General features: G+C 62.6%; 23 protein-coding genes. 10 read left to right on the top strand and 13 right to left on the bottom strand.

Going from position 1 to position 22,178, the window contains the following annotated elements; translation table 11 throughout:
• Positions 1-39: 39 nt before the first annotated feature.
• The 4 genes from ACL9RJ_RS18280 to ACL9RJ_RS18265 all read right to left on the bottom strand — a co-directional run bounded on the left by ACL9RJ_RS18280 (position 40) and on the right by ACL9RJ_RS18265 (position 1,892).
• Entirely contained in the window at positions 40-306 is a 267-nt protein-coding gene (locus ACL9RJ_RS18280; protein ID WP_017129476.1) for a hypothetical protein, read from the bottom strand.
• Between the two features lie 47 nt (positions 307-353).
• Positions 354-1,118: an alpha/beta fold hydrolase gene (locus ACL9RJ_RS18275; protein ID WP_103033063.1), complete on the bottom strand. Its 765-nt coding sequence runs from the start codon at positions 1,116-1,118 to the stop codon at positions 354-356.
• A 64-nt stretch (positions 1,119-1,182) separates the two neighbouring features.
• A complete protein-coding gene (locus ACL9RJ_RS18270) occupies positions 1,183-1,620 on the bottom strand; it encodes a DoxX family protein (protein WP_017129477.1) in 438 nt (145 codons plus the stop codon).
• A complete protein-coding gene (locus ACL9RJ_RS18265) occupies positions 1,617-1,892 on the bottom strand; it encodes a DUF2282 domain-containing protein (RefSeq protein ID WP_017129478.1) in 276 nt (91 codons plus the stop codon). The genes ACL9RJ_RS18270 and ACL9RJ_RS18265 overlap by 4 nt, the downstream gene beginning before the upstream one ends.
• A 300-nt stretch (positions 1,893-2,192) precedes the next feature.
• Here ACL9RJ_RS18265 and ACL9RJ_RS18260 point away from each other — a divergent pair, with 300 nt between their 5' ends.
• From ACL9RJ_RS18260 to ACL9RJ_RS18245, 4 genes are read left to right on the top strand one after another with little or no spacing between them, the layout of a single operon-like run.
• A complete protein-coding gene (locus tag ACL9RJ_RS18260; RefSeq protein ID WP_042937205.1) occupies positions 2,193-3,416 on the top strand; it encodes a SpoIIE family protein phosphatase in 1,224 nt (407 codons plus the stop codon).
• Positions 3,409-3,978, top strand: a complete 570-nt coding sequence (locus tag ACL9RJ_RS18255) for a SiaB family protein kinase (RefSeq protein WP_017129481.1) — start codon at positions 3,409-3,411, stop codon at positions 3,976-3,978. The genes ACL9RJ_RS18260 and ACL9RJ_RS18255 overlap by 8 nt, the downstream gene beginning before the upstream one ends.
• 19 nt (positions 3,979-3,997) lie before the next feature.
• A complete protein-coding gene (locus ACL9RJ_RS18250; RefSeq protein WP_017129482.1) occupies positions 3,998-4,387 on the top strand; it encodes a DUF1987 domain-containing protein in 390 nt (129 codons plus the stop codon).
• A gap of 22 nt (positions 4,388-4,409) precedes the next feature.
• A complete protein-coding gene (locus ACL9RJ_RS18245; protein WP_017129483.1) occupies positions 4,410-5,246 on the top strand; it encodes a GGDEF domain-containing protein in 837 nt (278 codons plus the stop codon).
• On the opposite strand, the gene ACL9RJ_RS18240 is transcribed toward ACL9RJ_RS18245, so the two are convergent.
• The 3 genes from ACL9RJ_RS18240 to ACL9RJ_RS18230 form a co-directional block, all read right to left on the bottom strand.
• Positions 5,225-6,550: an OprD family porin gene (locus ACL9RJ_RS18240; RefSeq protein WP_017129484.1), complete on the bottom strand. Its 1,326-nt coding sequence runs from the start codon at positions 6,548-6,550 to the stop codon at positions 5,225-5,227. The two genes, ACL9RJ_RS18245 and ACL9RJ_RS18240, sit on opposite strands and share 22 nt — an antisense overlap.
• A gap of 417 nt (positions 6,551-6,967) precedes the next feature.
• Positions 6,968-7,942 (bottom strand): ornithine cyclodeaminase, encoded by a 975-nt coding sequence (locus tag ACL9RJ_RS18235; RefSeq protein ID WP_178992052.1) that lies wholly within the window; start codon positions 7,940-7,942, stop codon positions 6,968-6,970.
• Positions 7,939-9,072 carry an aminotransferase class I/II-fold pyridoxal phosphate-dependent enzyme gene (locus ACL9RJ_RS18230; protein WP_177086645.1) on the bottom strand — a complete coding sequence of 378 codons (1,134 nt, stop codon included), beginning with the start codon at positions 9,070-9,072 and terminating at the stop codon, positions 7,939-7,941. The genes ACL9RJ_RS18235 and ACL9RJ_RS18230 overlap by 4 nt, the downstream gene beginning before the upstream one ends.
• Before the next feature lie 278 nt (positions 9,073-9,350).
• On the opposite strand from ACL9RJ_RS18230, the gene ACL9RJ_RS18225 reads away from it, so the two are divergent.
• On the top strand, positions 9,351-10,046 hold the full coding sequence (locus tag ACL9RJ_RS18225; protein ID WP_177086643.1) for a helix-turn-helix transcriptional regulator: 696 nt from the start codon (positions 9,351-9,353) through the stop codon (positions 10,044-10,046).
• Here the strand turns inward: ACL9RJ_RS18225 and cfa are convergent.
• On the bottom strand, positions 10,028-11,215 hold the full coding sequence (gene cfa / locus ACL9RJ_RS18220; protein WP_017129488.1) for a cyclopropane fatty acyl phospholipid synthase: 1,188 nt from the start codon (positions 11,213-11,215) through the stop codon (positions 10,028-10,030). The two genes, ACL9RJ_RS18225 and cfa, sit on opposite strands and share 19 nt — an antisense overlap.
• 376 nt (positions 11,216-11,591) lie before the next feature.
• On the opposite strand from cfa, the gene ACL9RJ_RS18215 reads away from it, so the two are divergent.
• Positions 11,592-12,053, top strand: coding sequence for a DUF1640 domain-containing protein (locus ACL9RJ_RS18215; RefSeq protein WP_177086641.1), 462 nt, complete (start codon positions 11,592-11,594; stop codon positions 12,051-12,053).
• A gap of 123 nt (positions 12,054-12,176) precedes the next feature.
• Here ACL9RJ_RS18215 and ACL9RJ_RS18210 read toward each other — a convergent pair whose 3' ends face one another.
• Positions 12,177-13,373 (bottom strand): amino acid aminotransferase, encoded by a 1,197-nt coding sequence (locus tag ACL9RJ_RS18210; RefSeq protein WP_017129490.1) that lies wholly within the window; start codon positions 13,371-13,373, stop codon positions 12,177-12,179.
• A 325-nt stretch (positions 13,374-13,698) separates the two neighbouring features.
• Between ACL9RJ_RS18210 and uvrB the strand changes: the two genes are divergently transcribed.
• Positions 13,699-15,714 (top strand): excinuclease ABC subunit UvrB, encoded by a 2,016-nt coding sequence (gene uvrB, locus ACL9RJ_RS18205; RefSeq protein WP_017129491.1) that lies wholly within the window; start codon positions 13,699-13,701, stop codon positions 15,712-15,714.
• 51 nt (positions 15,715-15,765) lie between these two features.
• Here uvrB and ACL9RJ_RS18200 read toward each other — a convergent pair whose 3' ends face one another.
• Positions 15,766-16,575 (bottom strand): sulfite exporter TauE/SafE family protein, encoded by an 810-nt coding sequence (locus ACL9RJ_RS18200; protein ID WP_422765524.1) that lies wholly within the window; start codon positions 16,573-16,575, stop codon positions 15,766-15,768.
• Positions 16,576-16,684: 109 nt separating this feature from the next.
• On the opposite strand from ACL9RJ_RS18200, the gene ACL9RJ_RS18195 reads away from it, so the two are divergent.
• Complete coding sequence (locus ACL9RJ_RS18195; protein ID WP_422765523.1) at positions 16,685-17,461, top strand: AraC family transcriptional regulator; 777 nt, start codon at positions 16,685-16,687, stop codon at positions 17,459-17,461.
• Positions 17,462-17,487: 26 nt separating this feature from the next.
• On the top strand, positions 17,488-18,726 hold the full coding sequence (gene codA / locus ACL9RJ_RS18190; protein ID WP_017129494.1) for a cytosine deaminase: 1,239 nt from the start codon (positions 17,488-17,490) through the stop codon (positions 18,724-18,726).
• A 19-nt stretch (positions 18,727-18,745) separates the two neighbouring features.
• Here codA and ACL9RJ_RS18185 read toward each other — a convergent pair whose 3' ends face one another.
• Positions 18,746-19,204: a GNAT family N-acetyltransferase gene (locus ACL9RJ_RS18185; protein ID WP_017129495.1), complete on the bottom strand. Its 459-nt coding sequence runs from the start codon at positions 19,202-19,204 to the stop codon at positions 18,746-18,748.
• A gap of 83 nt (positions 19,205-19,287) precedes the next feature.
• Here ACL9RJ_RS18185 and ACL9RJ_RS18180 point away from each other — a divergent pair, with 83 nt between their 5' ends.
• Positions 19,288-20,259, top strand: a complete 972-nt coding sequence (locus tag ACL9RJ_RS18180) for a hypothetical protein (RefSeq protein ID WP_422765522.1) — start codon at positions 19,288-19,290, stop codon at positions 20,257-20,259.
• Between the two features lie 6 nt (positions 20,260-20,265).
• Here ACL9RJ_RS18180 and ACL9RJ_RS18175 read toward each other — a convergent pair whose 3' ends face one another.
• Complete coding sequence (locus ACL9RJ_RS18175; protein ID WP_017129497.1) at positions 20,266-20,856, bottom strand: hypothetical protein; 591 nt, start codon at positions 20,854-20,856, stop codon at positions 20,266-20,268.
• 196 nt (positions 20,857-21,052) lie between these two features.
• Positions 21,053-22,045: a diaminopimelate epimerase gene (locus ACL9RJ_RS18170; protein ID WP_422765521.1), complete on the bottom strand. Its 993-nt coding sequence runs from the start codon at positions 22,043-22,045 to the stop codon at positions 21,053-21,055.
• Positions 22,046-22,178: the final 133 nt, after the last annotated feature.

Here is a 22,178-nt window from a genome sequence, read left to right as displayed (position 1 = left end):
CGCCAGCAAGCCGGCTCCCACGGGGTCATGGATTCAGGCTTACTTGGGCTCGGTCAGGGTGCCGCCGGCCTTCAGGCACTCGCTTGGGGTCTTGACCACGACGCCCTGCCCCTTGCAACTGTTCAGGCCCTTGCAGTCATTCTTGGCGGTGGCGCAGAGGCTTTCGCCCTTGCAGCTGTTGACGCCGTAGCAGCGGCCCGGCTGCTCCTTGTCGGCGGCGCTGGCGGAGACGGTGAAAGAAGCGCAAGACAGTGCGATCAGCGCGGCGGCGGTAGCGATGCTCAAGCGGGAAGCGGTGGTAGCCATGGTGTTTCTCCAGATAGATAAGGGTTGCAACAGGTCGGGTTGGGGGTTTACTTGGCGTTCAGCGCGGCTTCTTCGATGACTTTCGCCACCGCTTCTGGCTGCGAGATGTACAGGGTGTGGCTGGCCTTGATCTCGGTGACCTTGGAGCCGGCACGCTTGTACATCCAGCGCTGCAGGTCCGGGTTCAGGGCCTTGTCTTCGGTGGCGACAATCCCGTAGCTCGGCTTCTTGTGCCAGGCGGCGGCCCAGTTCTGCGCCCCGAAAGTGGCGGTGGTCGCCGGGACCTGCGAAGCGGCCAGGAAGTCGGTGCGGTTGGTGGTCTGGTCGGCGGCGAAGTCTTCGCCGAACTTGGCGCGGTCGACGAACAGCAGACCGTCGCGGGTGCCATGGATGTCGTTGCTCGGTGACGGCATCGAACTCAGCAACTGGCCCAGGGTCTCGCCGACTTCCGGTTGCAGCGCGGCGACGTAGACCAGTGCCTTGACCTTGTCCCGCTCGCCAGCGATACCGATCACCGCACCGCCGGAACTGTGGCCGACCAGCACCACCGGGCCGACCTGCTGGTCGAGGATTTCCCGAGTAGCGGCCACATCGGCGTCCAGGCTGGTGGCCGGCTGATGCACGACGCTGACGTGGTAGCCCTTGTGGATCAGGATGTCGTGGACCACCCGCCAGCCCGAGCCGTCGACGAACGAGCCGTGCACGATGACGATGTTCTTGGCACCTGTCGGCGGAACCGGATCGGCCGCACTGGCAAACAGTGGCGCGCTCATGGCCAGGGCACTGAGGGCCAGGATGGGTAACTTACGCATGGTGCTTCTCCTCAAGCCTTCGGCCTGATGTTGTGGTTGAAAGTCATGTTCCGAGAGGGCGGTGTCAGGCCGGTCGGCGGCGCAGCAGCGCATCCAGCGACCAGTTCCCGCCGCCATGGGCGATCAGCGGCAGCAGCAGACCCGCCCAGCTCAGGTGCGTCGGCCATGCATCGGGGTACACGAACACCTCGATCACCGCGGTCATGCCCAGCAAGGCCAGGGCCGCGGGCCGGGTCAGCAAGCCCAGCACCAGCAGGACCGGGAACAGGTGCTCGGCATAGGTCGCCAGGTGGGCCGCCAGGTCCGCCGGAATCAGCGGCAGCGCGTACTCCGAGCGGAACAGCACGTAGGTCGAAGGTTTCAGCGTCAACAGGCCTTCGACCTTGGTGCGTCCCGACAGGAAGAACACCGAGGCGATCCCGACACGGGCTACCAGCAGCAACAGGGACTCGGGCAACAACCGGCCGAGGCCGGCACTCACTGCCCCGGCGCCGCGGCTCATGGCTGCTCCGTCAGGGACCCGAAGCCCTTGGGCGTCTTGATCTGGGTGCAGGTGCCCTTGTCCACCAGGACCCAGGCATTGCCCTGGTAGTCGGCGGTGGCGGTGCCCGCGCAGGAAGTGCCTTTGCCGGCGGCGCAATCGTTCTGACCGGCCTTGGACACGCCGTAGCATTTTTCCTGGGGAGTCTGTCCATCGGCGGCCTGGGCACCGACGGCAAACGCGCTGAGTGAAATGGCGAGGGTGGCTGCGAGGGCCGCGTATCTGCTCTTCATGGATATCTCCCGATCAACAATGGATTGAGCGAATCAGCAGCGTCTTGGGCTGCGTTGTTCGACCAGCAAAGTTAATCGCGAGCGTGTATCCCTTCTGTGTCCCGGAACCGGGCAGGAGGTCGCGGGATGTATCAGCCCCGAGTTCGTACACACTCTGATACACGAAGGGCGGTATACGACCCCCCGTCGCCGCTCGGCGACCCAGCGAAGATTCGTAACATAAGGTTCATATTGCGGGGATAGCATTGTGCCTTCACTTTGCCCGGCGACCCCAGCATGCGCGCAGAAACCTTCTCCTTCATGCGTCCACAACGGCCCAAGGATCACCGCTGTGCCGGCGATCTGTGCACGGAAGTGCCAGCGATCGACTGGAGCAGCAGCAATGCCCTGGTCATGGAGACTTTCAGCTCACAGAAGGAGATGGTCTGCCTGGCGGTGCTGGAAGATGAGCGGCCCATCGGCCTGATCAATCGCAATATCTTCCTGTCGATGATGAGCAAGCCGTTTCACCGCGAGCTCTACGACAAAAAAAGCTGCATTGCCTTCATGGACAAGGAACCGTTGATCGTCGATGCCGGCATGAGCATTGAAGAATTGACCTTCAAGACCGTGGAATCCGGCGAAAAGACCCTCGCGGACGGTTTCATCATTACCCGCAACGGCCAGTTCGCCGGGCTGGGCAACGGCCTGCAACTGATGGCCGTGGTCGCCGCCATGCAGGCCGAGAAAAACCGCCAGATCATGCAGAGCATCGAGTACGCGAGCGTTATCCAGCGCTCCATGCTGCGAGCCTCGCGCGATACCTTGAAGTCGACCCTGGAAGACGCCGTCCTGTTGTGGGAACCGCGGGATGTGGTCGGTGGCGACTTCTATCATTTCTGCGCCTATCCCGACGGCTGGTTCGGGGCAATTGCCGACTGCACCGGCCACGGCGTTCCCGGTGCCTTCATGACCCTGATCGCCTCCTCCTCGCTGACCCAGGCCCTGGTGCGCTTCGGTCCACGGGATCCGGGCGTGCTGTTAGCGGCGGTGAACAAAAGCGTCAAGGAACTGCTGGGACAGGTGCAGAGCGGCGCGCAGATCCCCGAGTCCGACGATGGCCTGGATGCCGCGTTTCTCTGGTTCGACAACGCCAGCCAGACCCTGAGCTTTGCCGGTGCGCGCATGGCCCTTCATGTCTTGCCGCCCGACGCCCGGCAGATGGAAACCCTGTCCGGGCAGCGCGTGGGTGTCGGCTACGTGGACAGCGCCATCGACTACCAGTGGCCGGTCAGCCGCATCGCACTGTCGCCGGCCAGCCTGGTGTTCATCGCGACCGACGGCCTGACCGACCAGATCGGCGGCCCGCGCAACATCGCCTTCGGCAAGAGCAAGGCCTTCGACACGATACTGGAACATCGCAATCAGCCGGCGACCGTCATCTGCGAAGCCTTGCAACGCACGCTGGCCAATTGGCAGGGAGAGCAAACCCGCCGTGACGATCTCACCCTCTTCTGCGCGCGTCTTGGAAACGATCATGATTAATCCGAATGCTGTCCACTCCGACTGCCACTTCTTCGACCTGGCCCAACAGCGCAATGTGATTTTCTATCACATGGGGTATTTCTCCCACACGATCATCACCGCCATGGCCGAAGTGGTCCGGCTGCAGCTGGAAATCTCGGGGGTCAATGGGCCGACGCGACGCAAGCTGTTCTCGTCTTTCGTCGAGCTGTCGCAAAACATCATTCACTACTCCTCCGACTCGTTGCCCACCGACCCCGGTGACGAATCGTCGCTGCGCCAGGGCGCGGTATGCATCAGTGCGGACGGCGATCGCCACCTGATGCTCTGCGCCAACCCGATCGCCACCAGCGACGTCGATCGCCTGCGTGAAAAGCTGGAGCCCCTGCGCAACATGTCGCTGGAAGAGATCAAGCAGGCCTACAAGGTGACCTTGCGCGCGGAAACCCCCGTCGACAGCAAGGGCGCCGGCCTGGGTTTCCTGACCATGGCGCGCGATGCCTGTGCCCCGCTGGAATTCGATTTCTACCCGAGAGCGGACGAGCCCGGAACCACGCTGTTCTGCCTTAAAGCCACCATTTGAGTAGAGTGACGCAATCACCATGGATAATTTCTACATCGAAGCAACTGCCACATCGCCGGAAGTCGACTTCCGTTTCGATCAGAACCTGCTGACGATAAAGGGCGAGTCCTATCCGGAGAACGCCGCCGCCTTCTATGCCCCCGTGCTCCAGCAACTGCGCGGCTACCTCGCCTCCCGCGAGGACACCACCATCAACGTCCATATCGCATTGGCCTATTTCAACAGTTCCAGCACCAAGATGCTGTTCAGCATCTTCGATGCGCTGGACAAGGCCGCGCAATCGGGCAACGAGATGCAGGTGAACTGGTACCATGACGAAGAAGACGAAACCATTTTCGAGTTCGGTGAAGAACTGAAGGCCGACTTTACCGCCATCATCTTCAACGACCACGCCACGACTCTCCAATGACACCCCGAGAAGGATGATGAGCATGACCGCTTCAGTCACTTTCGCTGGCGCACAGGATGACGCTGAACCGGACCTGTTCAAAAGCGAAACTGACGCGCTTGAACATGCCCGTTCCATTCTGGCCCTGACTGAAGCAGAGGCTCCGGTGTACCAGCAGGCACTCGCCGACCTGACCGTGCACTTCGAGCGACTCATGCGCGAGACACGCCGCCTGATACGCCGCAGCGACCGTGCCGAGCGCGAGATGAACGCGCTCAATGCCCAGTTGCAGACCCTGGCCCATCAGCTCGAATACCGCGCCACCCACGATGCGCTGACTGGCGTGCTGAACCGTGGCGCGGTCATTGACCTGACCGTCCAGGCCCTGCAGAAAACCGGTGCGGTGATGGTGGTGCTGGATATCGACCACTTCAAGCAGGTCAACGATGAGTTCGGCCACCCCGCCGGCGATGCGGTGATCCAGGGCATCGTCGGTTGCCTGCGGCGTGTCGTCGGCAATGGCGGATTCATCGGGCGCGTGGGCGGCGAGGAATTCACCGTGCTGATGCCCGCCGGCACGCTCGAAGAAGGCCTGGCCCTGGCCGAAACCCTGCGCGACACGATTGCCTCGCATGTTTTCGGCCAGCCGGTAAACCGCCGGATCACCGCGAGTTTCGGCGTCAGCGCCAGCCCCGTCGGCACCCGTTTCGACAGTGCCTATGGGCTGGCGGATGCGGCGTTGTACCAGGCCAAGCGCTCCGGCCGCAATCGCGTCGAGGCGGCGCGGGCAGACGCCGCGGCCTGTACGCCGGAACACGCGAAAGAAGAGAACCCGCGCCCTCCTCTTCCCGTTCCCGATCAGAAGATCGAGATAGGGTAGTCGGCGATCAGGCGCAGCTCGTTGTTGTCGCCTTCGGCCTGGTCGGCATTGCCACGGTGGATAGACTCGCGCAGGCGCAGGGACAGGTCCTTGGCCGGGCCGTTCTGCACCACGTACTTGGCTTCCACATCGGTCTCGTGGTGCTCGCCGTTGGCGCCATAGCCGTAGGCATGGTAAGGGCTGTCCGCGGCTATCTTGCTGCCGTCGATATCATCGCCGTGGATGTAGCGGGTCATGAAGCTCAGGCCCGGAACGCCGTAGGTCGCCATCTTCAGGTCATAACGCGCCTGCCAGGATTTCTCGCCAGGACCGTTGAAGTCCGAGTACTGCACGGAGTTGGCCAGCAGGATCGAGTCGCCGCCGTCGCCAGGACCGTTGGTCCCGAAACCGACATAGTCGAACGGGGTATTGCCATGGACTTTCTGGAAAGCCAGGGTCACGGTGTGGGCGGTCAGGAAGGTGTACGCGGTGGCGAAGGAGAACGCGGTGTTGTTGATCGGGCCGGCCTTGGCCTCGCCCTCATCCAGGGTGCGGTAGAGGTTGAAATCGAAGTTCAGCGACTGTGCCTGGGAAATCGGCAAGGTGTAGTTGGCGTTGGTGTAGTACTGGCGCCAGACGTCCTCGAACTCGGAACCGTAGAGGGTGAAGTTGAGGTTGTCGTTGACGGTGTATTTGCCGCCCAGGTAGTTGACGGCACTGGTGGTGACGTTGGCATAGGTGGCGAACAGGTCATGGTCGCTGCTGGTGGTGACCACCCCGGTACCACTGGTGAAGTGGCCGGCTTCCAGGTCCAGGTCCTTGATCTCGCTGCTGAGCAGGTTGAAACCGGTGGCGGTTTCCGGGATCAGCCGCGTACCACCGGCAGCGAACACCGGTGCGGTGGGTTGCATGTCACCGTAGAGCAACTCGGTCTTGGAGACGCGGATCTTCACCGCGCCACCGGCCTTGGCGTAATCGTCTTCGGGAGAGCCGTTGCGTCCCACCGGCAGGTTGCCGGTACCGGCCGTGCCCGGCCCGCCGTCGAGCTTGATGCCCCAGTAGCCGAAGGCGTCGACGCCGAAACCGACCGTACCCTGGGTGAAACCGGAGCTGTAGTTGCCAAAGATCCCCTGGGTCCAGTCACTGAGGTCGGACTTGTCATTTTTCCGGTCGCGGTTGAAGTACTGGTTCTTGAGGTGCAGGTTCAGACTGCTGTCGTCGACGAAGCCCTTGGCGTCGCTCTGGTCGGTCACGGTGGTCGCCATGGCGAACTGGGTCATGCCCAGCGACACCGCCAGTGTGAGCAAGTTGATTTTTACCGACATCGTTGTAATTCCCCTGGTTAATAAAGTTTCACTCTCTTGTTAGTGCGAACGACAGAACGCACTCCGTCATCCGCGAGGAGAGTGGAAACATGGAACAATCAATGGCAGAAGTGCCCGAAGGCCAAAGACAATCTTCGCTGCTGCAGAAGGTGGGTCAGGTCGAGCTCTTGCCGGGTGTGCTCCGGAGCACGCCCTGCGGCCACTGACGCGCAGGCGACAGTTGCCTTGCAGGGCATGTGCAATACAGGAACGGAACACTTCGGAGAATCAACCAATGGCCTCTATTGTTATTTTTGACTGCCAGCTTCTATATATATTTTTTTATTACAGCGAGCCATGTTCGTCGGGTTAATTAGCCATGAAAGATTTTTCATTGATATTAACTCGACTAGGGGAAGCAATTAACCAGAGGGGGGATCAGATCGCGTTGCGCGTATCCGGGTCCTGCAAGGCATCAATGGCCAGGGTCGCGATGGCAACGTCATGGGCCGCCAGTCCGGTCAGGTCGACAAGGGTGATGGCGTCCTCGCTCTCGCGCCCCTTCACCTTGCCCGACAACACATCACCCAGCAGCACTATCGAGGCGGGTTCCAGCAGGCCGTCACGGACGGCATGGCCGAGGTCGCCACGATCCGTGCACTGCCTGATATCGTCCGCCACCACCCGGCCGGCGACCTGGAACAGCTGTGGATCGATCTCCTGTTTGCCATGGCTGTCGGCACCCAGCGCGACGATATGGGTGCCGGGCCTCACCGCCGCGGCAGGGAACAACGGCTCGGTCGCCGGGGTGCAGGTGATGATCACGTTGCACTGGCGCAGCAGGTCCTCGACCCGCACCGTCGGGTGGGCATCGATCCCCTCCTCGCGCAGGCGAGCCGCCAGGGCCTCGGCCTTGTGCGGGTCGCGGCCCCAGATGACGACCTTGTCGATGCCCAGCGCAACGGACGCCCACAAGGCCTGGAGCTCCGCCTGATGGCCGCTGCCCAGGATCCCCAGCGCGGTGATGTGCCTGGGGGCCAGGGCGACGGCCGCCAGGGCACCCGATGCGGCGGTGCGCCAGCTGGTCAGCCAGCCTTCGTCGTTGAGCAGTGCCAGGGTCTGCCCGGTGCGGGCATCGAACACCGCCATCAGGCCGTTATTGGTCGGCAAGCCGTGCCGGGCATTGTCGTAGAAGCCCATGGCGATCTTGATGACGAAGACCGGGCCGCCCTTGAAATAGCCGTACTTGATATGGCAATCACCGGGTGGCTGGTCGAACAGCAGCTCGCCGGGCGCGGGCGATACCACCTGGCCGTCGGCATGCCGGATAAATGCTTCACGGATGGCAGCCAGTATCGCATCGTGCCGCAGGACCGCGCGCAAGGCCGGCCAGTCATGCACCGGCAACATCATGCCGCTCCTTTCAGGTAACGCCGGAACACCTCCAGGCCCTCTTCGATATTCGCCCGCCCGTAGCCGATCCGGAAACGATCCGTCGGCACCGGGCCGAGCGCCGAGGTATAGATGCTGGACGGCAGCAGCAACACCCCGGTGCGCTCGACCAGGTCGGCGGTAAAGCTTTCCACCCCTTCCCCGCCCAGGTAGCGCGGATAGGCAATGCAGCCACCGTCCGGGCGATACCAGTCGAACCGCTCGCTGAACTCGGCGAAGAAACCGTCCAGCACTTCCAGGTTGTGTGACATCAGCTTGTGGATGCGCGCGAGGATCCGCTCGCGGGCCTTGAGGGCGATGATCGAGAGGATTTCGCTGGGACCCGAGTTGCAGATGGACAGGTAGTGTTTCATCCGCTCCATGCGCACCAGCAGCCCGGCGTCCTGGCAGGCGATCCAGCCGATACGCAGCCCGGGCAGGCCATAGGGCTTGGACATCACCGCCAGCGACAAGCCACGCTCGTAGACGTCGGCAACCGCCGGCAGTTGCTCGCAGTCACCGACACCGATCAGCCGATAGGCCTCGTCGCTGAACAGATAGAGGCCGTGTTTGCGACACAGTTGCACCAGCGCGTCGAAGCGCTCGCGCTCGAGGATCTTGCCCGTCGGGTTGTGGGGAAAGTTGATCGAGACCAGTTTGGTATTCGGCCGGATGGCCGCGGCCACCGCGTCGATATCCAGGGTCCAACCACGCGCCGGGTCGAGGGGCACGCCGGTGACCTCGCAGAGGCTCAAGGGGATGGTCTCGGCGGACTGGTAGTTGGGTGTCACGACGATGGCGTGGTCGCCTTTTTCCAGCAAGGCCTGCATCGCCACATAAAGCCCTTCTTCAGCACCGGCAAAACACAGGATATCGGACGGCCGGACCTTGTCGTAGGTCGCGGCGATCGTCTCCCGCAGCGCCGGAGCGCCATAGGTCTGAGTGTAGCCCAGCGAAAGGTTCTCGAACGCGGCGCGGTCACTGTCGCTGGCCAGGGCCAGCAACTCCGAGAGCGTCATGCTTTCGGCATCGGAAGCGGTCATGTGGTAGCGGGCGGTGAATTCCCACTTGGAGAAATAGGTCTCCAGGCGGAAGTCTGGAAGCGTGGCCATGCGATGTCCCCTGCTGAGCTGAGCGATAGGTCGTCCACCGGCCGCGGACGATCTCGCGGATGCCCGGTCGGTGGCAGTACCCGCAAGACACTATCCCGACTTATACATATTGTCTAATTTATTTTTTATGTCTAAATTAAGCTCAGCACCTGCCTATCAAGCCGCTCAAGGCTGTTCCAATATCGCCCGGGAGTACGGTAACGTGCGCACGCCTGGACGAAAGGCACCGGCCCTCCCTGTCATCGCGGTTGCTGTCCACCTGAATCGAAGGCTTGCAGATGTCCTACATGAATTTCATCAATGCCACGGCACAAGGCATCGCCGGATTGCTCTACCCGCATCTGGAGGCCGTGGTACACGATGCCAGGACGGGCCTGATCGCCCATATCGCCAACAATTTTTCCAAGCGCAAGGTCGGCGATCCCTCGCTGATCGAGGATATCCCGCAGCTCGAAGCCGGACCGGATGTGATCGGCCCCTACGAAAGCAACGGGATCAATGGCCGGGTCCTGCGCTCGATCACCATTGCCGCACGGGACGACCATGGTGAGATCATCGCGTTCCTGTGCCTGAACTTCGATGTGTCGGTGATCAACCAGGTGCAGCAACTGCTGGGCAGCTTCGCCGCCGGGTTCAACACGCAAACCCGGCCGGAGGCGCTGTTCAAGGCGGACTGGAGAGAGAAGCTCAATGAGATCGTCGAACGGATTTCCCTCGAGACCTCAGTGCGCAAAAGCGAGTTCGGCCGCCGCGAAATCACCCTGGCGCTGGCCGAAGCCCGGGCCAGCGGGCTCCTGGAAATACGCAACTTCATGGAATACCTGACCGACTACTTCGAGATCTCCCGGGCAACGGTCTACAACTACCTCAAGGCGGTGCCGGAGCCGTTGATTGCCGCAGGCACGGCGACGATCAAGGCTCCCGCCGGCAGCAGGAAGAGCACGAGGAAGACGGCTCAGGACACGCGCTCGTAGCCGCCGACCACGCCTTTTTTCGAGAGTACCCACTGCCACAGCTGGATATCCCTGGCCCGGAAAGCCCCCGCGCAGGACAGCAGGTAGTAGCGCCACATGCGGTAGAAGCGCTCGCCCATCTGCCCGGCGAAGCGTGGCCAGGCCGCTTCGAAGTTCTCGCACCAGGCCATCAGCGTCTTGTCGTAGTCGGCCCCGAAGTTGTGCAGGTCCTCGACCACGAACAGACCGTCGACGGCATCGCCGATCTGGCCGATGGAAGGCAGGTCGCCGTTGGGGAAGATGTACTTGTCGATCCAGCGGTCGGTACTGGAGTTGCGGCGGTTCTTGCCGATGGTGTGCAGCAGGAACAACCCGTCGTCCTTCAGGCAGCGCTCGGCGGTTTCCATGTAGACGCGATGGTTCTTGCGCCCGACATGTTCGAACATGCCAATGCTGACGATGTGGTCGAACTGCTCGTCGACATCGCGGTAGTCCTGCAGGCGGAACTCCAGGGGCAATCCGGCGTAACGCTGGCGGGCCCACTCGGCCTGGTCCCGGGAGATGGTCACGCCGACACACTCGACGCCGTAGTTCTGCGCCGCGTAGGACATGAAGCTGCCCCAGCCACAGCCGATATCCAGGACCCGCATGCCCGGCTCCAGGCGCAGCTTGCGGCACACCAGGTCGAGCTTGGCGTTCTGCGCCTCGACCAGGTCGGTTGCCTCGCGCCAGTAGCCGCAGGTGTAGGTCATGCGCGGATCGAGCATGCTCGCGTAGAAATCGCTGCCAAGGTCGTAGTGCTGCTCGCCGACCTGCCAGGCACGCTTGCGGTTCTGCAGGTTGAGCAACTTGACCCGTGCGGCGTGAAACAGCATGGCCATCGGGTTGACCCCATCGGCCAGGCCCGAACGCATCAGGCGGGCAAAGAACTCGTCCAGCTGATCGGCGTCCCAGTCGCCGTCCATGTAGGCCTCGCCGAGGCCCAGGCTGCCCTCGGACAAGGCCCGCTCGGGAACCCCGGGCCTTTTCAGCTTCATATCCCACGGCGCGTTGCCGTTCAGGCGCAGGCCCGCCTTGTCCAGAAGCTCCTCGGCCAGTCGGTAGGAACTGCTGTGGGACGTATCCTCGGTGGAGACACTGGAAGTACTGGAAGAACGGGTGGCTAATGAATCTTCGCACTTTGACTGCATCGTGAATCCTTACTTCTTGCTTGCACTGAAGTGGACAGCGAGGCCATTGTTCGAATCGATCATGGTTCAAACCGTTGACGCAGGCGCTCAAGGTTGACTTTCGAAGCTCGGGAAAGCTTAAGTCGAGGCTTCGGAGCAAGACAAACGAGGATTTGATAAAAGTGCTTTGCGCAATCTGCAATAATTTGCAACAAACCCTGCAAGCAGGCGAGTTTGCTTTACAGACGCGAAGCTAGGCACGAGCCTACAAAATCAGGGGAAATAGCTGGCTATATCATCCAACAGGTTTGAGTCGAAGATTGGTTTCAGAACGCTATCGTCGGCAGCACCGGCAGTCAGAGGGCGTTTCCAGGCCATTGTTATCGCAGGAGCCAAGATGACATTCTCACTCAACCTGTATGACGCGCTGACCGCCATCAGCATCCCAGCCGGCAAGGCCAAAGGCGTGGTGGATGCCTGGGAGGACGAAATGCAGAATTTCGCTACGAAATCGGACCTGCTTCACACCGAGACCCGCCTGAACGCATCGATCTCGGAATTGAGGACTGATATGAACGCCCTGGGTGTGGAGCTGCGGGCGTTGATCAAGGAACAAGGCGCGGAACTCCGAGAATCGATGGCGACCCAGAACTCGGAGCTTCGTGAATTGATATCGACACAAGGCTCGGAGCTTCGTGAATCGATAGCGAAACAAGGCGCGGACCTGCGGTCATCGATCACCTCACTGGAGGCCCATCACAAGCTCGTGCATTGGCAGTTTGGTATTATTTTTCTCTGTATCAGCATTCCCTCCATCAAGCTGGCCTACGACTTCCTGAGCAAGGCTTTCCTCGGCTGAGCCAACCCGACCGGACCAGGCAGCAGGCCTGCCGGATAGAAAGATCACACAATAAAAAAGCCCGCATCGCTGCGGGCTTTTTTCAATCGGGTGGTACGACAGGGACAATACCCCATTCGCCCATCAGATCACCTGGACAATCGCCTTCACCACCGCTTCGATATTGCGCTGGTTCAACGAGGCCACGCAGATACGACCGGTATCCAGTGCGTAGATCCCGAACTCGTTCTTCAGGCGTGCCACCTGCTCCACCGTCAGGCCGGAGTAGGAGAACATCCCGCGCTGGCGACCGACAAAGCTGAAGTCACGCTTGGCGCCATACTGGGCCAGCAGGTCGACCATCTGCATGCGCATGCCGCGAATCCGCAGGCGCATTTCAGCCAGTTCCGATTCCCACTGGGCACGCAGCTCAGGGTTGTTCAGCACGGCCGCGACGATGCTCGCCCCGTGGGTCGGCGGGTTGGAGTAGTTGGTACGGATCACGCGCTTGACCTGGGACAGGACACGGGCGGTCTCTTCCTTCGATTCGCTGACGATCGACAGCGCACCGACACGCTCGCCGTACAGCGAGAACGATTTGGAGAACGAGCTGGAAACGAAGAACGTCAGGCCCGATCCGGCGAACAGGCGCACGGCGGCGGCGTCTTCCTCGATGCCATCACCAAAGCCCTGGTAAGCCATATCCAGGAACGGAACCAGGTCCCTGGACTTGACCACGTCCAGCACGTCCTGCCAGTCGGCCGGGGTCAGGTCGACGCCGGTCGGGTTGTGGCAGCAGGCGTGCAGTACGACGATCGACTTGGCCGGCAGCGCGTTGAGGTCTTCCAGCAGGCCGGCACGGTTCACCCCGTTGCTCGCGGCATCGTAGTAGCGATAGTTCTGTACCGGGAAACCGGCGGCTTCGAACAGCGCGCGGTGGTTCTCCCAGCTCGGGTCGCTGATGGCAACGGTGGCGTTCGGCAGCAGTTGCTTGAGGAAATCGGCACCGATCTTCAGCGCGCCGGTACCACCGACAGCCTGGGTGGTCAGTACACGACCGGCGGCGATCAGCGGCGAACCTTCACCGAACAGCAGGGTTTGTACCGCCTTGTCGTAGGCGGCAATGCCGTCGATCGGCAAGTAGCCACGGGAAGCATGCTGAGCCACGCGCTGGGTCTCGGCGTCGACAACGGCACGCAACAGTGGAATTTTCCCACTTTCGTCACAGTAAACACCTACACCCAGATTGACCTTGTCGGTACGGGTATCGGCATTGAATGCTTCGTTGAGGCCCAGGATAGGATCGCGTGGTGCCATTTCGACAGCGGAGAACAGGCTCATTATTGCGGCGGCTCTGAATGGGGGGTGGAGGGGGTGACAACGCTCCGGCCGATTGCACTAGAGCGGTGCACAAACGGGGAGCTAGTATAGAGCCCATCACCGGCGAGGGCGACCGACTATTGTCGGATTCCGGCAAGTTTTTTGATTTATTTTACGACCGACAATCGAAATGCAACATTAACGTCCGACAGACACCCGCCTTGAAAGCTGTCGGACGCAACACCACATCTAGGCTTATCATGCTTTTTCCCTGCGACCTGCTGTTGCAGGCGATCTTTTTCGTTGCTGCGCGGCTTGCCGGGCAGGCGTGACCCAGAGGTACGTTATGTCCGAATTCCAGCTCGTCACCCGCTTCCAGCCCGCCGGCGACCAGCCCGAGGCCATCCGCCTGATGGTCGAAGGCATCGACGCCGGCCTGGCCCACCAGACCCTGCTCGGGGTGACCGGCTCGGGCAAGACCTTCAGCATCGCCAACGTGATTGCCCAGGTCCAGCGCCCCACTCTGGTGCTGGCCCCGAACAAGACCCTGGCCGCGCAGTTGTACGGCGAGTTCAAGGCGTTCTTCCCGAACAACGCCGTCGAGTACTTCGTTTCCTACTACGACTACTACCAGCCGGAAGCCTACGTGCCCTCCTCCGATACCTTTATCGAGAAGGATGCGTCGATCAACGACCATATCGAACAGATGCGCCTGTCGGCGACCAAGGCCCTGCTGGAGCGCAAGGACGCCATCATCGTCACCACGGTGTCCTGCATCTACGGCCTGGGCAGCCCGGAAACCTACCTGAAGATGGTCCTGCACGTGGACCGTGGCGACAAGCTCGACCAGCGTGCCCTGCTGCGTCGCCTGGCCGACCTGCAATACACCCGCAACGACATGGACTTCGCCCGTGCCACCTTCCGCGTGCGCGGCGACGTGATCGACATCTACCCGGCCGAATCCGACCTGGAAGCGATCCGGATCGAGTTGTTCGATGATGAAGTGGAAAGCCTGTCGGCCTTCGACCCGCTGACCGGCGAAGTCATCCGCAAACTGCCGCGCTTCACCTTCTATCCGAAAAGCCACTACGTGACGCCGCGGGAAACCCTGCTCGACGCCATCGAAGGGATCAAGGCGGAGTTGCAGGAACGCCTGGAATACCTGCGCAGCAACAACAAACTGGTGGAAGCCCAGCGCCTTGAGCAACGCACCCGCTTCGACCTGGAGATGATCCTCGAACTGGGTTACTGCAACGGCATCGAAAACTACTCGCGCTACCTCTCGGGACGCGAAGCCGGCGCACCGCCACCGACACTCTACGATTACCTGCCGGCCGATGCGCTGCTGGTGATCGACGAATCCCACGTCAGCGTTCCGCAGGTCGGTGCCATGTACAAGGGCGACCGTTCGCGCAAGGAAACCCTGGTGGAGTACGGCTTCCGCCTGCCCTCGGCACTGGACAACCGGCCGATGCGCTTCGACGAGTGGGAAGCCATCAGCCCGCAGACCATCTTCGTTTCCGCAACCCCCGGCAACTACGAGGCCGAACACGCCGGCCGGGTCGTCGAACAGGTGGTACGCCCCACCGGCCTGGTGGACCCGCAAGTGGAAATCCGCCCGGCACTGACCCAGGTCGACGACCTGCTCTCGGAAATCTCCAAGCGCGTGGCCGTGGAAGAGCGGGTACTGGTCACCACCCTGACCAAGCGCATGGCCGAGGACCTGACCGACTACCTCGCCGACCATGGCGTGCGCGTGCGCTACCTGCACTCGGACATCGACACCGTCGAGCGGGTGGAAATCATCCGCGATCTGCGCCTGGGGACCTTCGATGTGCTGGTGGGGATCAACCTGCTGCGCGAAGGCCTGGACATGCCGGAAGTCTCGCTGGTGGCGATTCTCGATGCGGACAAGGAAGGCTTCCTGCGCTCCGAACGTTCGCTGATCCAGACCATCGGTCGCGCCGCCCGTAACCTCAATGGCCGGGCCATCCTCTACGCCGACCGGATCACCGGCTCCATGGAGCGCGCCATCGGTGAAACCGAGCGCCGTCGCGACAAGCAGATCGCCTTCAACCTGGCCAACGGCATCACCCCCAAGGGCGTGTTCAAGGACGTCGCCGATATCATGGAAGGCGCCACCGTGCCCGGTTCGCGCAGCAAGAAGCGCAAGGGCATGGCCAAGGCCGCCGAGGAAAACGCCCGCTACGAAAACGAACTGCGCTCGCCGAGCGAGATCGGCAAGCGCATTCGCCAGTTGGAAGAAAAGATGTACCAACTGGCCCGCGACCTGGAGTTCGAGGCGGCCGCGCAGATGCGCGACGAGATCGGCAAGCTGCGTGAGCGATTGCTGACGGTCTGATCCAGAGATTGTCCACAGTCCTTGTGGGAGCCGGGCTTATTGATAGCCCGTTCAGTCCAGCAACATCGCCAGCAGCACCAACGCCAGCAAGCCGGTATAGATCCCGGCATGCAGGCGGTCCGGAATGCGCCCGATCAGGGGGCTCACCAGGCGCATTCCCGCCAGCGATCCGAGGATCAGCACGCCGAATGCCGGCAGATCCACATAGCCGGCGAACCACGGCCCCAATCCCAGCGGGCGGAACCCGGCGAGAGCGATATAGGTCAGGGTCCCCACCACCGCCACCGGCACGCTCAGCGGATTGGCCATCGCCGTCGCCAGCGTCATGCTCAGGCCATTGCGGCGCAACAGCGGCACGGTCATGACACTGCCGCCGACTCCGAGAAAGGTCGCCACGGCACCGATCAACAGGCCACCACCCACCGTGACGACAGGTTTGAGCGGTTTCGCCGGGGAGACCAGCGCCTGCTCCATGAAGCCGCGCCGCGCCAGGCAATCCACCAGGGTCAGGCCCAGGTAAACGATAAACGCCCAGCGTACCGCCTCGCTGCTCACCAGGCTCGCCAGCACCGCCCCCGATACCGAGCCAAGGCCGATGAATCCCGCCAGGGGCCAGATCCACGCGCGCCGCAGGTTACCGGCACGCCGGTGCTTGCCCGTGGCGATCAGGGCATTGACGATCATCACGCAGGTCGAGGTCGCCGCGGCGATCTGCATCGCCGCTCCGCTGATCGCCGGGTCCGGACTGTCGCCCAGGATGCGGTACAACAACGGCACCACGACAAAACCGCCACCGAAACCGAACAGCACGCTGGTCATGCCAGCCAGTGCACCAAACAGCGCCAACAGCCCATAGAGCATCACATCGGGTCCTTTCTGGAAGAGAGAAGCCCACCTTAAGCCGGCAACATCTGGCGTGCTTGCGCAAGCCAGTCAATACTGTTTGAGTTTCGGCCAGACAAATCCCGCCATGCGCAATACCGCCCTCGCCCTCTACGATCACCTGCCCCAAACAGTGATCGCCATCGGCACCGATTATCCCCACGGTCACCTGCTGGCCCGCCATCAGCACCGGCGGGCGCAATTGCTCTATGGCGCCACAGGGGTGATGCATGTGCTGACCGATGACGGTAACTGGATCGTCCCGCCACAGCGTGCGGTCTGGATTCCCCCCGGGGTGCCGCACCAGGTGCTGATGCTCGGGGTCAGTACCCGCAGCCTGTACATCGAGCCCACGGCCGCCGGGGCGATGAGCCCGACGTGTCAGGTGCTGGAAGTCTCTGCCCTGCTGCGGCAACTGCTGATCGCCGCCGTCGAGATGCCGGTGGCGTACGATGAACAGGGCCGCGATGGCGCGTTGATCACGCTGGTGCTGCATGAACTGGCCAGCGCCAGCAGCCTGCCACTGCATATTCCCCTGCCCCGGGACCCGCGCCTGCTGCCACTGTGCCAGGCCTTCGTCGAGCAACCGGATATCCGCCAGTCGCCCCAGGCCTGGGCGGACCGCCTGCATCTTAGCCTGCGCAGTTTCGGCCGGCTGTTCCAGGAGCAGGTCGCCCTGAGCTTTTCACACTGGCGCCAGCGTGTCTGCGTGGTGCAGGCCCTGGCCCGCCTGAGCGCAGGCGAAGCGGTGACACGGATCGCCCTGGACTTCGGCTACCAGAGCCCGGCGGCGTTCTCCACCATGTTCCGCCGGGTGCTGGGTCGATCCCCCAGCAGTTTCCTGCACACTTCGGCTACCTTATGACGACATGCCCGAAAAGGACCACGCCCATGCATATCCTCAACGCCCGGCTGCGCCACCGCGAAGGCCTGTACGACCTGCACCTGGAGGACGCACGGATCGCGAGCATCACCCCGCAAACCGGCCTGCTGGCAGCCGGCCCGGCGGACCTCGACGCCCAGGGCAACCTGGTGGTGCCGCCGTTCGTCGAGCCGCATATCCACCTCGACGCGACCCTCACCGCCGGCGAACCGCGCTGGAACATGAGCGGCACCCTGTTCGAAGGCATCGAATGCTGGGGTGAACGCAAGGCCACCATTACCCACGAGGACACCAGGACGCGGGCGAAAAAGACCATCCGCAACCTCGCCGCCCACGGCATCCAGCATGTACGCACCCACGTCGATGTCACCGACCCGGAACTGACGGCGCTCAAGGCCATGCTCGAGGTGCGCGAGGAAACCCGGCACCTGATCGACCTGCAGATCGTGGCCTTTCCCCAGGAGGGCATCGAGTCCTATCGCAATGGCCGCGAACTGATGGTCGAGGCGATCAATCTCGGCGCCGATGTGGTCGGCGGTATTCCGCATTTCGAATACACCCGCGACCAGGGCGTCTCGTCGGTGATGTTCCTGATGGACCTGGCGGAGAAGACCGGCTGCCTGGTGGACGTGCATTGCGACGAAACCGACGACCCGCACTCACGCTTTCTCGAGGTCCTCGCCGAAGAGGCCCGCAGCCGTGACATGGGTTCGCGGGTGACCGCCAGTCACACCACGGCCATGGGTTCCTATGACAACGCCTACTGCGCCAAGCTGTTCCGCCTGCTCAAGGCCTCGGGCATCAGTTTTGTCTCCTGCCCCACCGAAAGCATCCACTTGCAGGGCCGCTTCGACAGTTTTCCGAAACGCCGCGGCGTGACCCGCGTGGATGAGTTGCTGCAAGCCGGGATGAATGTCTGTTTCGGCCAGGACTCCATCGTCGACCCGTGGTATCCACTGGGCAACGGCAATATCCTGCGGGTGCTGGAGGCCGGGTTGCATATCTGCCACATGCTCGGTTATCGCAATCTGCAGAACGCCCTGGACCTGGTCACCGACAACAGTGCCAGGGCCATGGCCCTGGGCGATCGCTACGGCCTGGAAGCCGGGCGCCCGGCCAACCTGCTGATCCTCCCGGCCGACAACGACTACGAAGTGATCCGCAGCCAGGGGCTGCCGCTGTATTCGATTCGCCAGGGAAAAATACTCATGCGACGCGAACCGGCGCGGGTGGAACTGCTGGAGTGATCCACACAGCAGCGGATCGCTACAGCGGCTTCAGGTTCTTCGTCATGTAGACCCGCTGAAAACCCGAGTCCGCGGCGCGGTGGGTTTCGACATAACCCAGCCGCGCATACAGCACCAGGTTCTCGCTCATGGCCTCGTTGGTATACAGACGAATCGCCGGACACCCCGCATCGAGCGCGGCCTGTTCGGCGAACGCCATCAACACCCGACCCAGCCCGCGCCCCTGATATTCAGGAGCAAGCGCCACGTTATCGAGCAACATGACACCCTGCTCGCGGATCAGCACGAGGATCCCGGCCACTTGCCCGGACACCTCCAGCACAAACAGGTGCCCGGCCTGCAGCACGGCGGCATAGTCCTCCAGCATGGGGCCGGGCTCTCGCCCCATTCGCGGGATATAGATACGGTAGGCCGCATCCACGATGGCCTCGACCCGGGGCAGGTCGCGTGCTTCAGCCAGGCGCATGATCGATTGCATAGTGGGGACTTTCCTTGATCGGCAGGTGCATGGAAAAAGATTGCCTGATATTAATGCCTTACTCCGCCGCCGATGGACCGAGCATGAAATTCGACAAAGCCTACTGCGTCAGCCTGGACGAGAAACTGACGATCTACGATGTCCGCGACCTGAACTTCGACGAGACCGTGGCGTTCGATTCGGCCAGGGAGTGCTTCCAGTGCCCGAACGATGCCTGCCGTACGGCCTTCGACAGCACCAACCAGTTGACCACCTACAATGCCACGAATGTGCGTTTCAAGCGTACCCCGCACTTCAGGAACATGCCCAGCACCCGGCACCTGGCGGACTGTCCATACCTGAGCCCGGAAACCGCCCCCGGCGTCCTCGACCCCGATCATCCGCAGGACGAGATCGAGGGCGAACAGAACTTCCCGGTCGAACTGCTGCTGACCCGCCGCGTCTACACGCGCAAGGCGCCCGCCGGCAACGACACCCGCCTGCCGGCGGCGGCACCCAATGTCGTGCTACAGCCAGCCGAGAGTAGCGCCGACAACGCGCCCAAGGCGGTGCCGAACCGCACCAGCGTATTTGCCCATCCGGTGGAGTGCTTTGTCTCCAACTTCGCCAACAGGGAACTGCTCAAGCGCATGCCGCTGACCATCGGCGAGCAGAGCCTGAACTACCAGGCCTTCTTCAAGAAAGTCGAGTACTGCCAGGACCGCAAGGGCCTGATCTACTGGGGCCGGATCAAGGAAATCAAGGATTACGGGAGCAGCTTCAGCATCGTCTTCGACAAACCGGTCTGGGCCGACAAGAAGCGCTGTTCGGTGAATGTCTACCTGAGCAAGGGCCTGATCGAAAACTACCGCCAGCGCACGGCGTTTCTTGCCGAAATCAAAAGCGTGATCGACCAGGCCGACGATCTCTACTGCTTCTTCTACGGCGTAACCCCGGAGTTGAAACAGGTGCCGAGCAAGAAAAACCCGGAGCAGACCTTCAGTGTCTTCAGTTGTGAAATCGAGAACCTGGATCACTTCCTGATTCGCCAGGCGCCAGGACTCGACGCGGGTTGAACCGGCTCACTCGGACGCGGTGGAAAGACCGGCCGAGGGCCCCGCCCACTGGTAGGTCTTGTGGGCCGCGCAGCGGGTGTCGGCGGCCTTGGAGCGGTCGAAGACGAACTCGAACGTCACCGCCCCCTGATAATCCGTGCGCACGATACGATTGATATCGAGCATGTGCCAACTGCCATCCTGCTTCAATGAGTCCGGCGAGTGATAGGCGTCGCTGCCCCTGACCACACCCTGCCGGTTCAACGTATCCAGGTGAAAATTGATATTGGCCTTGTTGCCGCCGCCCTGGCCGTCGCTGCGGACGATCCGGTAGCGCACCGCACTGACATCGAAATACGCCGTGTTGCCGGCGGAGGCGAACACCACCCTGGCCTCCAGCTCCCCGCGAAAGCGTCCCACCGAGCAGGAAAAATAATCGGTGCGACTGCCCACCAGCAGTTCCGCCGGCGTGGACTCGATGCCGTCGGTGGCGGTGGAAGATGCCGCGATCCTGTCGCTGGAGTCCAGCCCGGGCCCCGGCTGCGCGCTGCTGGAACAGGCCGTGAACACCAGGCCGGCACACAGCCATGTACTGAATAAACCTCTGACAGCTCTCATCAACGAATTCCCTTTGAATGAATCGAAAACCCGGGCCCGTCTCCACGGCCCGATCCGGGCGAGGCCGTCATCGGCCTTCACCCCATCGACTCATTCAAGCCAAAACCGCCCGCTGCGGACAAGAGCACAACCGCACCGCCGCGGGACGGGCGAGTCCGATCCCGGTGTCGGAGTCGAACCGCGCCCGTGCCGGTCGTCAGCCCTGGCGCCGGGCAGCGCCGAACAGATGGACGCTCTGCAGCTCGCCCGCCTGCGCCACCAGGCGAATCGGCGCGGTGCCGCCGGGCATGCTGACCCGGACCTCGCCCGCCGCGACCCAGCCGGCTCGCCAGGCCGCACAGGCCACGGCACTGGCGCTGGTGCCCGAGGACGCGGTCGGCCCTTCGCCGCGCTCGAACACCCGCGCTTGCAGGTGCCCGGGGCCCGCGAGCGTCGCCCACTGCAAATTGACACCGGCCGGACACGGCACGCCAGTCCCCACGGGCGGCGCAAAGGCAATCGCGGTCAAGCCGGTTTCCAGGGCCGGTTCGAGCATCTGCGCATTGCTCGGCAACGCCGATGCCTCGTCGACCAGGGTCACGCAATGGGGATTGCCGATCCGCACGAACTGGCTGCGCTGCCAGGCGCTGTTCAGCCTCGCCAGACCCGGGATATGGCTCAGGTGGCGGCCATTCGACCCGGCATCCCCCATACCGGCGGCCGCGACGGCAGCAGGACCGAACGCCGGCTTCCCCAACGCCAGCCAGAAACCCTGGATACCTTCGACCTGTGCCGGCTCGACCACCGTGACCACGGGAGAGCCGCCGCCCGGCTGATCGTGATGGACCCGCAACCGACAGCTTCCTTGCGCCGGCAGCAGGCCTTGCTCGGCCAGCGCCTGGGCGAAAATCGTCAAGCCGTTGCCGCTGCGTTCGGCCAGGGTGCCGTCGGTATTGATGATCAGCAGATCGAAGGGGGCTGCGGACTGGAACGGCCCCACCAGCAGTCCATCGGAACGATGGTGCTTGCCACCTCGCCCGGGTGCCTGGTCGCCCCAGCCGCACAACGCCTCCACCGCCCCCGCGGTCCAGGTCAGCCGCTGCGAAGCCGCCTGCGCCGCGTCCAGCGGCACCTCGAAGCCCAGGCCACGCACTTCATCGGGGCTCGCCACGGCATAGATATTCCCGCGTGCGTCGTAAAACGTCGGCATACGCCCTCTCTGCAAGCGTTCACTGGAGCCCACCACTCTAGCCTTGATCGGTCGCGGAAAAAATATTCCCGCACAGGCATTTTCCCGCGGATTGGCTAGGCTCCTGTCTGTCGATGTCCTGCTGTCGTCGACG

Source organism: Pseudomonas sp. Mn2068 (assembly GCF_049319725.1).
Classification (GTDB): domain Bacteria; phylum Pseudomonadota; class Gammaproteobacteria; order Pseudomonadales; family Pseudomonadaceae; genus Aquipseudomonas; species Aquipseudomonas gingeri.
This window is presented reverse-complemented; position numbering and strand designations above follow the sequence as displayed.